Here is a 15,073-nt window from a genome sequence, read left to right on the forward strand (position 1 = left end):
AGATGGGTACGTGCTCCAGCCAGAGTGACACGGGTCACGAATAGTTTCAAGGGGTTGGCCGGTGCTGCAGGCACCGAGAGGGGTTCCGCCGGTGGGACCTGTCGGAAACGGGCTGAAGTTTCCGTGGTATGCCCGGGAAAGCCGACCTACAAGGTGAATCCCGGAGTATCTCCGACAGGCGCCGAAAACCCCCGCGTGCCCGCCGTCCCCGGCCAGCGACCACCTATGAGACGTACTCGGCCAGATACCTGCCGGTCAGGGTCTTTCCCTCCGCGATCAGCTCGGCCGGGGTGCCGGTGAAGGTCACCTCGCCGCCGCCGGAACCCGCGCCCGGGCCGACGTCGATGACGTGGTCGGCGTGGGCCACCACCGCCAGGTGGTGCTCGATGCACACCACCGTCTTGCCGGCGTCCACGAGACGGTCGAGCAGTCCCAGGAGCATCTCGACGTCCGCCAGGTGCAGGCCCGTCGTCGGCTCGTCGAGGATGAACACGTCGGTCTTCTCCGCCAGGCGCGCGGCGAGCTTGAGCCGCTGGCGCTCGCCGCCGGACAGGGTGGTCAGCGGCTGGCCGAGGGTGATGTAGCCCAGGCCGACGTCGACAAGCCGGCCGCAGATCTTCGCGGCCGCCGGAACCTTCGAATCGGGGGCGGAGAAGAACGCCGCGGCCTCGGCCGCCGGCATGGCCAGCACCTCGGCGATGTCGCGGCCGCCGAGGTGGTAGTCGAGGACCGCCTCGTCGAAGCGGCGCCCCTCGCACACCTCGCAGGGGACGTCCACGCCCGACATGATCCCCAGGTCCACGTAGACAACGCCGGCGCCCTTGCAGTTGGGGCACGCACCCTCGGAGTTGGGGGAGAACAGGGCGGGTGTGACGCCGTTGGCCTTGGCGAAGGCCTTGCGGACGGGTTCCAGGGCGCCGGTGTAGGTGGCGGGGTTGGAGCGCCGGGAGCCGCGGATGGCGGACTGGTCGACGATGACGGTGCCGTCGCGGTACGGCAGGGAAGCGATCAGCGAGGACTTGCCGGAGCCTGCCACGCCGGTGACGGCGGTGAGCACGCCCAACGGTATGTCCACGTCGACGTCGCGGAGGTTGTTGCGGTCGGCCCCGCGGATTTCGGTCGCGCCGGCCGGGGTGCGGGTGGCGGGCTTGAGCCGGGTCCGGTCGTGGAAGTGCCGCCCGGTGACGGTGTCGGACTGCGCGAGCTCCCCGACGGAACCCTCGAACTGGATGAGACCGCCGTCGCGGCCGGCGCCGGGGCCGATATCGATCACGTGGTCGGCGATGGCGATGGTCTCGGGCTTGTGCTCGACGACGAGCACGGTGTTGCCTTTGTCCCGCAGCTCCAGCAGCAGGGCGTTCATGCGCTGGATGTCGTGCGGGTGCAGCCCCGCGGTGGGTTCGTCGAAGACGTAGGTGATGTCGGTCAGCGCCGAGCCCAGGTGACGGATCATCTTGGTGCGCTGGGCCTCGCCGCCGGAGAGCGTGCCGGCCGGGCGGTCGAGGGAGAGGTAGCCCAGCCCGATGGCGACGAAGTTGTCCAGCGTCTCCCGGATCGCACCGACCAGGGGAGCCACCGACGGGGCGTCGACCTCTTTCATCCACTCGGCGAGCTCCCGGATCTCCATCGCGCACAGCTCGGCGATGTTCCTGCCCCCGATCTTCGACTCGAGGGCGTGGCGGGCCAGGCGGGTACCGCCGCACTCGGGGCAGGGGATGAAAGTGACCGCCCGGTCGACGAACTCGCCGATGTGCTTCTGCATCGCGTCGCGGTCTTTGCCCAGCATGGACCGGGAGATCTTCGGCACCAGCCCCTCGTAGGTGATGTTGATGCCGCTGAATTTGATCTTCGTCGGCTCCTGGTGAAAGAGGGCGTGGCGCTGCTCGTCGCTGAACTCCCGCACGGGGACATCCGCCGGGTACAGGCCGGATTCGGCGTAACCGCGCATGTTCCAGGAGCCGACCTTGTAGCCGGGGATGAGCAGGGCGCCGTCGTCGAGGGAGAGGGATTCGTCCACGAGCTCGGCGAGGTCGATGTCGGAGATGCGCCCCATGCCCTCGCACCGGGGGCACATGCCGCCGGTGCGCTTGAACTCCACGTGTTCCCGCTTGCCGCCGCCGACGCTGATGCCGCCGGAGGCGGACACCGAGGGCACGTTGAAGGAGTACGCGCCGGGGCCGCCCGCGTTCGGTTGCGCGATGCGTGAGTAGAGGATGCGCAGCATCGCCGTGGCGTCGGTGGCGGTTCCGACGGTGGAGCGGGAGTTCGCGCCCATCGGTTCCTGGTCGACGATGATCGCGGTGGTGATGCCCTCCAGGCGGTCGACGTCGGGGCGGGCGAGGGAGGGCATGAAGCCCTGGACGAAAGTGGAGTAGGTCTCGTTGATCAGGCGCTGGGATTCGGCTGCGATGGTGCCGAAGACCAGAGACGACTTGCCTGAGCCGGACACGCCGGTGAACACCGTGAGCCGACGTTTGGGGATCTCCACGCTGACCCCGCGCAGGTTGTTCACGTGCGCGCCGGTGACGCGGATGACATCGTGGGAATCAGCGGGCGAGGCGGTCATGTGTTCCTCCGTGGCGGGGGTGCGGGGGTGCGGGCGGTGCAGGCGGCGGGGGTGGCAGGGGGCCGATTCTATCCGGGTTGCCGGGTGCACCTGTGGATTAAGCGTGCGGAGGCGACGATGATGAGGGCTACGGTCGGGTTCCGCCCTCCCGGCCTACCCCGACACCCAGGGAGCCCCCGTCGTGTCCTCCTCATCCGCCCTGCGACGAGTGTCATTGCGCAGCCTGTCCGCCCACCGTCTCCGACTTCTCCTCACCGCCCTGGCAGTCGTGCTGGGCACCAGTTTCGTCGCCGGCGCCTTCATGTTGACCGCCACCCTGGGCAAGGCCTTCGACGACATCACCGAGGCCAATTACGACGGGGTCGACGTCGTCCTGGTCACCTCCGCCGAGCTTCCGCTCACCCTCGGGGTGGCCGGGGATATCGAGGCGCGCAATGACGTGGCCAAGGTCGAGTCCATCGACCAGCTCCCCGTTATCCTCCTCGGCGCGGAAGGAAATCCCGTGCAGACGGGCGGCGCGGGTTCCTGGCTGCTGGCCTACCTGTCACCCGGGGAGGCGGTGTCCCCGCCCCTGATCATCACGCAGGGAACCCCGCCCGCAGGTGAGGGGCGGGCGGTGCTCAACGAGGATGCCGCGGCGTCGGCCGGCCTCGAGGTCGGGGACACCGTCACCGTCATCGATTCGACGGGCCGCCACGAATTCACCCTCGACGGGTTGACCCGCTTCGAGGCGGCCACCGGCGGGTGGGCGGGCCTGCAGATCCCCGCGGAGCAGTTCCGGGCCGAGTTCACCGACGGAGTCCACACCGGGCGCATCGCCGTGCGCGCCGAGGGCGGCGACCCCGAAAGTCTCCGGCAGTCGCTGGCCGCGGCTTACCCGGGTGCAACGGTCATGACCGGCGAGGATGCCGCGGCGGCCGATTCAGAGGAGATCAGCTCCCAGTTGGCGTTCTTCACCTACATTCTCTTCGCCTTCGGCCTCATCGCCCTGCTGGTGGGCACGTTCATCATCTCCAACACCTTCTCCATGATCGTCGCCCAGCGCACCCGCGAGTTCGCCCTGCTGCGTGCCCTGGGCATGTCCCGCCCCCAGCTCAGCGGCTCGGTCATGGTGGAGGCCGCGCTCGTCGCGGTGCTCGGCTCGGCCGTCGGCATCCTCGTGGGCGTCGGGCTGGTGGAGCTGATCATGTGGGCCATGACCGCCGCCGGTTTCGGTTTCCCCGACGCAGGCCTGGGGTTGGACGCCGCGAGCATCCTCGTCCCGCTGGGCATCGGGATCGTGGTCACCGTCCTCAGCGCCTGGGTGCCCGCCCGCCGTGCCGGCCGGGTCCATCCCGTGCAGGCGATGCGCTCCGGCGACCAGTCCGTCGCGGTTCCGTTGAGGGTGCGGACGGTCATCGGCGCCGTGCTGCTGGTTGCCGGCCTGTCGGTTACGTTGGTCGCCGCCCTGGCCACTGGGTGGGACACCGCCGCGCGCGGCATCCTCACCGGGGCAGGTACCGTCGGCATCGTCCTCGGGGTGCTCCTGGTCATGGCGGTGGTGGCCCGCTCAATGTTCCGCGCCCGCTTCCGCCTCGGCGGGGTGATCACCCTCCTGGCCCGGACGAACCTGTCGCGCAACCCGAGGCGGACGGCGGCCACCGCCTTCGCACTGACCCTCGGCGTGGCGCTCGTCGCGGCGGTGGGCATCCTCGGCGCGTCGATGAAGGAGTCCGTCTTCGGGAGGATCGACGAGTCCCTGCGTGCCGACGCCGTCGTCTCCACCGGCATGGTCAACCTGCAGGGCGTGCCGGAGCAGGCGGTCGCGGAACTCGCGGGGATCGACGGGGTCGCGGCCGTGACCCCGGTGACCCTGCTTCCGGTCGAGGTCGACGGGGTGACGGCCGGCACGGTCAACACCACCGGGGTCAGCCCGCTGTTGATTGCGGACCCCCAGGCGGCGATCGCGCTGGAGGTCGTCCAGGGGTCTTTCGGCGCGACTTCCGACACCCCGGGCGTGGGACTCTCGCGCAGCACCGCTGAAGATCTCGGGCTCGCGGTGGGGGACAACGCGACCGTTTCAGCACCCTCCCTCGGACGCGCCTCCGTCACCGTGCCCGTGCTGGTTATCTGGGAGGACAGCGATTCCTACACGCCGGTGGCCGTGACGGTGCCCGTCGGTGAGCAGCTGGTCCCGGACCGTTCCGCCTGGTTCACCCAGAACGTGTTCGTCACGTTCGCCGGGGGCGCGGACGAGGAGGTGGTCTTCGGAGCGGTCACGGACCAGATGAACACCTACGGCGTCCTCCAGGTCATGGACCGCTACCAGTACCGCGACGCCGCCGCCGACCAGGTCAACCAGCTGATGAGCGTGGTCTACGCGCTGCTGGCGCTGAGCGTGGTCATCGCGGTGCTCGGCATCGTCAACACACTCGCGTTGTCAACCACCGAACGCCACCACGAATTCGGGATGCTCCGGGCGGTGGGGACCCAGCGTTCCCAGATCCGGCGGATGATCGTCCTCGAATCTGCGGTGATCGCCCTGTACGGGGCCGTCGTCGGCGTGGTCGTGGGTGTGTGGCTGGGCTGGTGCCTCGTGCGGATCTTGTCCTCCCAGGGCATCGACCGGCTGCTGGTCCCCTGGGACCAGGCGCTGCTGCTGGTGCTCGGGGCAGTGGCCGTCGGGGCGGTCGCCGGGTTGTGGCCGGCCCGCCGGGCGGCGCGGACGACGCCCCTGTCGGCGGTGGGCTGAGGGACGGACCTCCAATCCGTGCCCCCTCGAACCTTCCGGAGGGGCCCTCGACGTGCGTTGAGGGGGGTCGGAGTGGACGAGCCTGCCGGGTGAACAGGGTGGTGCCGCATTCCCGAGGCAGCACTTAAGGCACGTGATGGGTCCAGGCCGGGGTGCCGAACTTCTCCTCCACCAGCTTGTCCGCGGCGGCCAGGTCCTCGGCGGTGAGTTCGGCCATGGTCGCGCCGTAGCGGTTGCTGAACTCGGAGATCATGGTCTGAATGATTTCTTCCCGCGGGGCGCCGGTCTGGCGGCGCAGCGGGTCGACACGCTTCTTCGCGCTGCGCAGACCCTTGGCGGCGAGCTTGACCTTGCCCACCCGGAGGACCTCCGTCATCTTGTCTGCGTCGATGTCGTAGCTCATGGTCGCGTGGTGCAACACCACGCCCTTGCGGCGTTTCTGGGCGGCGCCGCCGATCTTCCCGCCGTCGGAGGTGATGTCGTTGATGGGCACGTACCAGGCGTTGACGCCGTGGCGGGCGAGCGCCGCCAGGACCCATTGGTCGAGGTAGGAGTAGGAATCCTCGTAGCTCAAGCCCGCGACCAGGGAGCCGGGCACATAGAGGGAGTAGGTGATGCAGTTGCTGCCCTCCATGAACATCGCGCCGCCCCCGGAGATGCGGCGCACCACCTGGATGCCGTACTTCTCCACGCCCTCGGGCTCGACCTCATTGACGTAGGACTGGTAGGAGCCGATGACGGTCGCTTTGTCCTCCCATTCCCAGAACCGGAGGGTGGGGCCGCGGGTGCCCGCCGCCACCTGGTCGAGCATGAGCTCGTCGAGCGCCACGTTGACCCGCGTCGGCAGGGGGCCGGGGTGGATGATCTCCCATTCGTGGTCGGTGAAGTCCGTGCCGCCGGACACCGCGCGGCGCACGGCCACGGCGACGTCGTTGGTGCTGAAGCCGTGCAGGGCGACGTCGTGGATCCGCGCGAGGGCGTTGTCGAGCCGCGCCTGCAGCTCCGCGGTCGTCTCGCTTATCGACGCTCCCTCGAGCGCCGGCCCCAGCGCCTCGTACGCTTCATCGGGCTCGAGGAAGAAGTCGCCGGACACCTGGGTGCCGGTGATGCGGCCGTCCTCGACGGAGACGTCGACGACGACGAGTTTGCCGTGGGGGACCTTGATCTCGAAATGATGTTTCATACCTGCCCAGGGTACGGGAGCGCGGAAGTGGTGGTAGGACTGAAGCCATGGACTTCACCTTCGGTCAACTGGTCAATCTCACCCCGGCGGCGGACGGGGAGGAGGCGCTGGTCTGCGGTCCGGAGGGGTGTTCCCCGGCGCCTGAAACCGACCCGGAACCCGGGCCCGCGGACGATGCTTAACGCCCTCCTGGTTCTCCTGTTCATCCTCATCGGCGGCGTCTTCGCGGCCACCGAGATGGCGCTGGTCAGTCTGCGGGAATCGCAGATCCGCCAGCTGGAGAGGGGATCCTCCACCGCCCGGGGCGTGGCCGCGCTGGCCCGGGACTCAGGGCTCTTCCTCTCCGCGGTCCAGATCGGCGTGACCTTCGCCGGCTTCTTCTCCTCCGCCTTCGGCGCCTCGACGATCGCCCCGCAGATCGCCCCGCACCTTCAGGGGTGGGGGATGAACCCCCGCGCGGCGTCGATAAGCGCGCTGGTGCTGATGACCGTCGCCATCTCCTACCTCTCGCTCGTGCTGGGCGAGCTGGTGCCCAAGCGCATCGCCATGCAGAAGGCGCGGCAGGTCAGCCTGCTCATGGCGCCGCCCCTGAAGATCTTCGCGCGGCTGATGACCCCGGTGATCTGGACGGTGGACAAGTCGTCCGGGCTGCTGCTGCGCCTGATGGGTTTCGACCCGTCCGAGCGGACCTCGCAGATGAGCGTCGAGGAGGTCCGGGACATCGTCTCCACCCACCACGGGATCGACGAACGGCAGCGCGAACTCGTGGGGGACGTCTTCGACGCGGGCGACCGGATCGTCAGCGAGGTCATGCGGCACCGTTCCGACATGGTCGCCTACCAGGGGGACATCACCGTGGCGGAGGCGTCGGACGACATCACGGGCCGGCCGTACTCCCGCTACCCGGTCTACGGGGAGTCGATCGACGACATCGTCGGCTTCGTCCACGTGCGCGACCTGCTGGAACAGAGCGCGTTCGGGCGACGCGACGTTCCGGTCCGCGACATCGTCCGCGACATCGCGAAGTTTCCCGGCGCCATCTCCCTGCCGGAGGCGATGGCGCAGATGCGCGCGTCGGGCCAGCACATCGCCGTGGTGGTCGACGAATACGGCGGCACCGACGGCATGGTCACCCTCGAGGACCTGCTGGAGGAACTGGTCGGCGAGATCTGGGACGAGTACGACATCGTGCAACGCCGCGAGTTCCTCCGGCTTCACGAATCCCGGCTGATGGCGGGGACGACCAACCTGGAGGACTTCGCCGAGGCCACCGGCGTCTCCCTGCCCGACGGACCCTACGAGACGGTCGCCGGGTGGCTGCTCGCCGAACTCGGCCGCCTGGGGCGCGCCGGGGACGTGGTGACCGTCCCGCCGGAGTTCACCGCCGATCCCATGGACGACACCGACGTCGAACAGGAGCCCGCGGCCCGCTACGAACTGGAGATCACCGAGGTCGCCGGCAACCGCATCGTCACGGTTGAACTGCGGAAGGCGGGCAACGGGGACTCCCCTGACGGTGCGGCCGCAGAAAAAGCACCGTAGGGTATCCGGACATGTACGATCTCCCGACCATCCTGACGGCTTTCGGCCTGACGCTGTTCGCCGGCTTGGCGACGGGGCTCGGCGGCCTCATCGCCGTGATGAAAAACGACCCGGGCAAGCGTTTCATGGCGGGCGCCCTGGGCCTGTCCACCGGCGTCATGCTGTACGTGTCCTTCATGGAGATCCTGCCCAAGGCCTTCGACGAGCTCACCGGGGCCTGGGGCGAACGCGGCGGCAGCTGGGCGACGGTGGCGGCGTTCTTCGCGGGCATCGCGATCATCGCCCTCATCGACCGACTCGTGCCGGAGCCCATCAACCCCCACGAACGGGGCATCGGGGACGACCCGAAGAAGGCCGCGCAGCGTCGCCGCATGATGAAAATGGGGCTGTTCACGGCCGGCGCGATCGCCATCCACAACTTCCCCGAAGGTTTCGCCACCTTCATCGCGGGGCTGGAGGACCTCACCGTGGCCGTTCCGGTGGCGGTGGCCATCGCCATCCACAACATCCCGGAGGGCGTCGCCGTCGCCGTGCCGATCCGCCAGGCGACCGGCTCCCGGAAGAAGGCGCTGTTGTGGTCGACGGTGTCCGGACTGGCAGAGCCCGCCGGCGCCCTCATCGGTTTCCTGCTGCTCATGCCGTTCCTCGGGCCAGCCACACTCGGGATCTCCTTTGCGGTGGTCGCGGGGATCATGGTGTTCATCTGCCTCGACGAGCTGCTGCCCACCGCCGTGGCCACCGGCCGCCACCACACCGCCATTTACGGGCTCATCCTGGGCATGGCGATCATGGCGGCGTCGTTGCTGCTCATGATCTGACCGCCGGCCCGGCTTTTCGACGCCCCCGCGGAAGCGCCAGCAGGTGCGCCCCCACCGTGCCGGCCAGCAGCAGCGGCAGGGTCCACAACGGCGCCCACGTCAGTTCCCAGGCGATGACGGCGGCGAACAGCGGGGCCTTCTGCAGGACGGAGAGCACCATCGCAGCGCCCACCAGCGCCAGGACGGGTGCGGACTCCGCCCCGGCGCCCGCGATCAGGGCCGCGGCTGACCCCAGCGCGGCGCCCACCGCCAGCGCCGGCGTGAGAGTTCCGCCGACCGCGCCGGACCCCAGGGACGCGGCCGTGAGCAGCGGCTTGGCCACCACCAGAACGGCGAGGAGAACCAGCGGCGAACCGGGGTCCAGGGCGGTGCGCACGATCTGTTCGCCGTTGCCCGTCACCCCCGGCAGGATGAGGGAGGCCGCGACCACCCCGGCGGTGGCCGCACCGACGCTCAGGGGGAGCCAGCGCGGGTCGACGACCTTCCACCCGCCGGTGGACCTCATCAGCGCGAGGAAGAGCCGGCCGGTGAGAACCGCCGCCAGCAGGAGCAGCGGGAACAGGTACAGGACAACGGGGTGGAAGGCCGCTTCCGGGAAGTCGTACACGGCCCGCCGCCCCACGATCGGCCAGGCGGTCACCGTGGCCACGCCGGACATGGCGGCCGCGATGGGCAGCGCACGCCAGGTGCGCCGCACCGGCATCGCCTCCAGGGTGAACAGAACTCCGGCCAGGGGCACGTTGTACACCGCGGCCAGACCGGCGCCCGCCGCTGCGGCCACGAGGACCCGGCGGTGGTCCTCCGTCACGCGGAGCGCCCTGCTGAGCTGGTCCAGCACCGCCGCCGAGGCCTGCCGGGGGGCCTGCTCCCGGCCCAGCGAGATGCCGGATCCCACGGCGAGCAGCTGGAGGAATGCATCGGTGAAGGTGCGGCCGAGGGGGAGGCGGGCGCCTTCGCTGAGGACCGATTCCTCGATGGCGCGCACCGGGCCCCGCCGGCGCAGCCACCACCAGCCGAAACCGGCGAGGACACCGCCCACGGCGGCGGCCGCCACCGGGTGGACCACCCCCGCGCCGCCGGCCAGCAGCTGGATACGGCGAATCAGCCAGGCCATGGATCCGCCGATGACCCCTGCGGCGGCGCCGCCGGCGAGCACCAGCGCGACGAGGACGAGCAGGCTGCGGAACATAAATTCAGGGTAACCCGGGGCCTGCCCTCCAGCCGGAGCAGGTCAGGCCGCGGCTGTCCGCTTGCCCGGGTGGGTCTCGAAGAGACGGTAGGCGACGACCATGCCGACCGCGGTTGACAGCCCCGCGGCGGCCCACACCGCGGAGCTCAACCCCACCGCGTCGGCCACCAGGCCGCCCAACAGGGCGCCGGCTGTGTACCCCAGATCGCGCCACACCCGGTAGATGCCGACGGCCCGGCCGCGCCACTCCGGCGCCGCGACGTCGCCGATCACGGCAAGCAGCGCCGGGTACACCAGCGCGGATCCGAGGCCGAGGAGCATCGTGCCGGCCGCCCAGCCGGGCATCGCGTGCGAGGCTGCGATGACAGCCAGGGCCGCGGCCTGCAGGAACATGCCGGCAGTGACCAGGGGTTTACGGCCGAGGTGATCGGAGAGCCACCCTGTGGCGAGCTGGCCGAAGCCCCACACCAGCGGGTAGAGGGCGACGAGCAGGCCGACCTGTCCGAGGCGGAGGCCGGCGCCCGCGAACAGCAGCGGGAACACTCCCCAGGACAGGCCGAAGTTGAGGTTGTTGGCCATGCCGGCGAGGCTGGCGGAGGACAGGGCCCGGTCACGCCAGCTGACGAGGGTGAAGATCTGCGCGTTCGAGAGCCCGGTGGCCCTGGACTGGGAGGGTTCCGGCGCGGCGGCCTCCAGCTCCACGAATCCGCGCGTCTCCCGCACGAAGAGGGACACCACCACGAGGGCGATGACGGCGTACGCCAGGCCCAGCAGGAACGGGGCGGGGCGCAGTCCGTGTTCCGCGGCGATCCAGCCGGCGGCCATGGACGTGACCGACACGGCGAGATAACCGGCGGCCTCGTTGAGGCCCATCGCCAAGCCGCGCTGTTTCGGCCCTACGAGGTCGATCTTCATGGTGACCGTGGTCGACCAGGCCAGGCCCTGGTTGATGCCGAGGAACAGGTTGGCCAGGATGATCCATTCCCAGGATGGTGCCCACATGATCAGCAGGGGTACCGGCAAACCGAAGAGCCAGCCGGCCAGAAGCACCGGTTTGCGTCCGTAGCGGTCGGAGAAGATGCCCGCCACATAGTTGGAAGCCGCCTTGGCGATGCCGAACACCGCCACGTAGGCGAAGACGAAGGAGTAGCCGGCGAGGCCGAATACCTGCTCGGCGAGCAGCGGGAGGGTGGTCTGCTGCTGGCCGACCATGCCGCCGACCAGGGCGTTGACGGCCACGAGCAGCGCGAACTGGGGGGCGTTCTCGCGGAGGCCCAGTCTCGGGCCGGAGGGGTGTGCGGATGAGGTCACTGGTGCTCCCGATGAAGGCAATTCAACTAATTCATTGAATAGTACACTCGGGGACATGACATCCCAATCGCGGGAACCGCTGGACGGACGCGCCTTCAAAGACGAGATCTTCACTCACCTGGCCCGCGTCGGGGCCGCGCTCGGGAACGCCAAACGGGTCGAGATCGTCGACGTGCTGCTGCAAGGCGAAAGGACGGTGGAATCCCTCGCCGGGCAGGTCGCCGCCACCGTGGCGAACACTTCCCGCCACCTCCAGATTCTGGCGGCCGTCGGCCTGGTCGCCCGCCGCGCGGAGGGGAACCTGCGGGTCTACCGGATCGCGGACAGTGAGGTGGCCACCGCCTACCTCACACTCACCGGTCTGGCGGAGCGCCACATCCGGGAGATCGCGGATCTCGCGGACGCGTTCTTCACCGAGGTGGACGGAGCCCGGGCGATCTCCTTCGAGGAGTTCGATCGGTTGCGGGAAACGGGCGAGGCCCTGCTCGTCGACGTCCGCCCCTCCTCCGAATTCGACGCCGGCCACGCGGTGGGGGCCGTCAACATCCCGCTGTCGGAACTGGATTCCCGGATGTCCGAACTGCCCGCGGACCGCGACATCGTCGCCTACTGCCGCGGCCCGTACTGCGTCATGTCGGCGCATGCCGTCGCCCGGCTACGTGAAGCCGGATTCTCGGCGCTGCGCATGGAGGGCGGCTATCCCGGCTGGCGTGAGGCGGGACGTGCCGTCACGGAGTAGCCGGCCGGGCGTCAGTGCGCCGCAGCCGCCGGCTTTCCGGTCGCCCGGCGGGTGAGCCGGGTGGCGCCCTCGACGACGAAGGCCACGACGGTGCCCCACACCAGGCCGAAGACCAGGGCGAAGAACGTGTTGACCAGCCAGCCGATGAATCCGCCGCCGACGGCGACCTCCATGCCGTGGATGGTGTCGTAGAACCAGGTGAGGCCGAACTCCGCCAGGCCCGCGATGATGATGTGCCCGCCGACCCAGAGCATGGCGAAGGTGCCGATGACCGAGATCGCGGTGAGGACCTTAGGCATGGCGGAGACGAGACCCCGGCCGAAACCTGCCCCGGGGCCGCCCCGGGAGACCATGTGCAGGCCGATGTCGTCCATCTTCACCAGCAGCGCGACCGCGCCGTAGACGAGGGCGGTGATGCCGATGGCCACGACCACGAGGACCGCGGCGCGGAAGATCATCGGCTGGTCGGAGACCTCGTTGAGGGAGATGACCATGATCTCCGCCGACAGGATCAGGTCGGTCATGATGGCGCCCTTGACCAGCTGGTCCTCCGCGAGGGGGGATTTATCCTTGACGGGCTTGTCGTGGCTGCCGTGGCCCAGCACCTTGGCCAGGACCTTCTCCGCGCCCTCGAAGCACAGGTACGTGCCGCCGATCATGAGAATCGGGGTGAGCGCCCAGGGGGCGATCCACGACAGGAGCAGCGCGATCGGCAGGATGATGACCAGTTTGTTGATCAACGATCCCTTGGTGATGCGCCAGATCATCGGCAGCTCCCGGGCGGGTGTGGCGCCGGTGACGTAGCGCGGGGTCACCGCCGCGTCATCGACCACCACTCCGGCCGCCTTGAGGGAGGTCTTGCCGGCGGCGGCGGCGACGTCGTCGACGCTGGCGGCGGCTGCCCGGGCGATGAGGGCGACGTCGTCAAGCAGGGCAATGAGGCCACCGGCCATTGTTGTGACCTTTCTGTCTGCGGGTCTGGATGAGATGCAGTGTAGTCCTCCCGCCCGCGGTGCGCGCGTAGGCTGGTCGCATGAAAATCGCAGTCATCGGAGCGGGCGCCGTCGGGGGCTGGTTCGGCGGGAACCTGGTTCAGGCGGGTCATGACGTCGTGTTCGTTGCGCGGGGCGAAACACTGCAGGTCCTGCGCTCCGAGGGGCTGCGTCTCAACGGCCAGGAGCCGATTGCGGTGCGCGCCGTCGGGACGCTCCGCGAGGCAGGGGCGCCGGACGTCGCGCTGCTGGCGGTCAAGGCCTCCGCCGGGACTGATATGGCGTCGCTGCTCGAAGGGCTTCCCGGCACCTCGATGGTCGCCGTCACCCAGAACTCGGTCGAGGTGCCCGCGCGGGTCGCGGAGGTCGTGGGCGCCGCACGCACCCTGCCCGGGGTGGTGCGCGGTTATTTCCACCACACCGGCCCCGGGAAAGTCGAGTTCCACGGCGGTCCGATCTCCCACACGACGGGAACATGGGACGGCAGCCCGAACGGCACCGTCGACGCCTTCGCGGCGGCGCTGCGGGAGGCGGGCGTGGACGCTGTCGTCCGCGGGGACATCTTCGTGGATGTGTGGGAGAAGGCGATGTACGTGACCACGACGGGTGCGCTCGGGGCCCTGGCCGGCAGCCCGCTCGGCGAGCTGCGGACCCGGCTCCGACCGACGTTGGAGGCGCTCATGCGGGAGGTCCACGCCACCGGCCGGGCGGCCGGGGTGCCGCTGTCCGACGACGCCGTGGACCGCACCCTCGCCTTCGCCGACCGCATGCCGGCGGATGCCACCAGTTCCATGCAGCGCGACCTGGCGGCGGGCCGGCCCGCCACCCGCCACGAGCTGGACGCCCAGGTGGGCGCCATCTGCCGTCTCGCCGCCCGGAACGGCGTCGACGTCCGGCTGCACGACCTCGTGCTCAGGCTGCTGGGGTAGCGTGAGGGCATGACTGCTTCATCCACAGCCCGGGTCAGGTGCGATCGCCCGGGCCGCTACGCACGTCTGCTGGCCGGCCGATTCACCCACGCCGCGCACACGGAGTGGGACAGCGGGTCCGGGCGGGGGCACATGCTGTTCACCTGGGGGCACGAAGGCGAGGTGGCCATGATCGCCGGGGACGGTGTCCTGCTCCTCCAGCTGGAGTGCCCGGCCGAGGAACTCGACCAGTTCGAGGCCATGATTGGCGGGGGCCTGGCCGAGATCGCCCGGGGGACCGGTCTGGAGGTCGCGTGGAAGCGGACCGGGGGACAGGACGGCACCCGCTGGGTCGCTGACCGGGACGGGGAACCCGGGGCGCTAGGATAGTGTTCCACCAACATCCAGTCACGGGTACCCGGTGCGAATCCGGGCTGAGACGCCGACAAACGGCGAACCGTCGAACCTGATCCGGTTAGTACCGGCGCTAGGGAGATTATTGTGAAAACTTCGCGCACGCGTTCGTCATGGCGCGTCATCGACATCATCATCGCCTCCGTCCTGGGAGTGGCCGTCGGCCTCATCTTCTGGGTGTGGAACTCCTTCGGTTACGCCTGGTTCACCGCCATGGACACCCTGACCCCCGGGCTGGGCGGCCTCGCTGCGGGCACGTGGCTGCTGGGCGGCGTCGTCGGCGGGCTGGTCATCCGTAAGCCGGGAGCCGCCCTCTACGTGGAGCTGCTCGCCGCGATCGTGTCGGCGCTGCTGGGCAACCAGTGGGGGATCGGCACCATCTACTCGGGTATCGCGCAGGGCTTGGGGGCGGAGCTCATCTTCCTCGCCTTCGCCTACCGCCGCTTCACCCTGCCCGTCGCGGTGCTGGCGGGCATGGGAGCGGCCCTCGGCGCTTTCGTCCTGGAGCTGTTCACCAGCGCGAACCTGGCGAAGTCCCTGGCCTTCAACTCGATCTACCTCACGTGTCTGCTCATCTCCGGTGCGGTCCTGGCCGGCGTGCTCGGCCACTGGCTGGTGCGCGCCCTGGCCGGGACGGGTGCCCTCGACCGTTTCGCCGCGGGCCGAAAGCGGGTGTAACG

At 69.7% G+C, this 15,073-nt stretch carries 13 protein-coding genes and 1 riboswitch; of the genes, 8 read left to right on the plus strand and 5 right to left on the minus strand.

All coding sequences use genetic code 11. The features are described 5' to 3' along the window. Positions 1-223: 223 nt before the first annotated feature. Entirely contained in the window at positions 224-2,566 is a 2,343-nt protein-coding gene (locus tag B840_RS04295; protein WP_042621107.1) for an ATP-binding cassette domain-containing protein, read from the minus strand. 181 nt (positions 2,567-2,747) lie between these two features. On the opposite strand from B840_RS04295, the gene B840_RS04300 reads away from it, so the two are divergent. Next, entirely contained in the window at positions 2,748-5,297 is a 2,550-nt protein-coding gene (locus tag B840_RS04300; RefSeq protein WP_042621108.1) for an ABC transporter permease, read from the plus strand. Between the two features lie 124 nt (positions 5,298-5,421). On the opposite strand, the gene lplB is transcribed toward B840_RS04300, so the two are convergent. Further along, complete coding sequence (gene lplB, locus B840_RS04305) at positions 5,422-6,480, minus strand: lipoate-protein ligase small subunit (protein ID WP_042621109.1); 1,059 nt, start codon at positions 6,478-6,480, stop codon at positions 5,422-5,424. Between the two features lie 47 nt (positions 6,481-6,527). Between lplB and B840_RS13945 the strand changes: the two genes are divergently transcribed. From B840_RS13945 to zupT, 3 genes are read left to right on the plus strand one after another with little or no spacing between them, the layout of a single operon-like run. Then, positions 6,528-6,662, plus strand: a complete 135-nt coding sequence (locus B840_RS13945) for a hypothetical protein (protein ID WP_280513146.1) — start codon at positions 6,528-6,530, stop codon at positions 6,660-6,662. Further along, positions 6,655-8,022, plus strand: a complete 1,368-nt coding sequence (locus B840_RS04310; RefSeq protein WP_042621110.1) for a hemolysin family protein — start codon at positions 6,655-6,657, stop codon at positions 8,020-8,022. Before B840_RS13945 ends, B840_RS04310 begins: the two co-directional genes overlap by 8 nt. Before the next feature lie 11 nt (positions 8,023-8,033). Beyond that, positions 8,034-8,840 carry a zinc transporter ZupT gene (zupT, locus tag B840_RS04315; protein WP_042621111.1) on the plus strand — a complete coding sequence of 269 codons (807 nt, stop codon included), beginning with the start codon at positions 8,034-8,036 and terminating at the stop codon, positions 8,838-8,840. Here zupT and B840_RS04320 read toward each other — a convergent pair. Together B840_RS04320 and B840_RS04325 are read right to left on the minus strand one after the other, a co-directional pair. Beyond that, entirely contained in the window at positions 8,830-10,029 is a 1,200-nt protein-coding gene (locus tag B840_RS04320) for a chloride channel protein (protein WP_042621112.1), read from the minus strand. The genes zupT and B840_RS04320 overlap by 11 nt on opposite strands. Before the next feature lie 42 nt (positions 10,030-10,071). After that, positions 10,072-11,340 carry an MFS transporter gene (locus B840_RS04325; RefSeq protein ID WP_042621113.1) on the minus strand — a complete coding sequence of 423 codons (1,269 nt, stop codon included), beginning with the start codon at positions 11,338-11,340 and terminating at the stop codon, positions 10,072-10,074. A 55-nt stretch (positions 11,341-11,395) separates the two neighbouring features. Here B840_RS04325 and B840_RS04330 point away from each other — a divergent pair, with 55 nt between their 5' ends. After that, positions 11,396-12,079, plus strand: coding sequence for a metalloregulator ArsR/SmtB family transcription factor (locus B840_RS04330; RefSeq protein ID WP_042621114.1), 684 nt, complete (start codon positions 11,396-11,398; stop codon positions 12,077-12,079). A gap of 11 nt (positions 12,080-12,090) precedes the next feature. Here B840_RS04330 and B840_RS04335 read toward each other — a convergent pair whose 3' ends face one another. Beyond that, positions 12,091-13,032: a DUF808 domain-containing protein gene (locus tag B840_RS04335; protein WP_042621115.1), complete on the minus strand. Its 942-nt coding sequence runs from the start codon at positions 13,030-13,032 to the stop codon at positions 12,091-12,093. Positions 13,033-13,112: 80 nt separating this feature from the next. Between B840_RS04335 and B840_RS04340 the strand changes: the two genes are divergently transcribed. From B840_RS04340 to B840_RS04350, 3 genes are all read left to right on the plus strand, one after another. Continuing rightward, a complete protein-coding gene (locus tag B840_RS04340) occupies positions 13,113-14,000 on the plus strand; it encodes a 2-dehydropantoate 2-reductase (RefSeq protein ID WP_042621116.1) in 888 nt (295 codons plus the stop codon). A 9-nt stretch (positions 14,001-14,009) separates the two neighbouring features. Then, positions 14,010-14,369 carry a DUF2218 domain-containing protein gene (locus B840_RS04345; protein WP_042621117.1) on the plus strand — a complete coding sequence of 120 codons (360 nt, stop codon included), beginning with the start codon at positions 14,010-14,012 and terminating at the stop codon, positions 14,367-14,369. A gap of 10 nt (positions 14,370-14,379) precedes the next feature. Next, positions 14,380-14,490, plus strand: a riboswitch (TPP riboswitch). After that, the gene (locus tag B840_RS04350) at positions 14,481-15,071 is read left to right on the plus strand and encodes an ECF transporter S component (protein WP_042621118.1); all 591 of its coding nucleotides are present in this window, start codon (positions 14,481-14,483) and stop codon (positions 15,069-15,071) included. It overlaps the preceding riboswitch by 10 nt. Positions 15,072-15,073 lie beyond the last annotated feature (2 nt).

Source organism: Corynebacterium marinum DSM 44953, assembly GCF_000835165.1.
Lineage (GTDB): Bacteria > Actinomycetota > Actinomycetes > Mycobacteriales > Mycobacteriaceae > Corynebacterium > Corynebacterium marinum.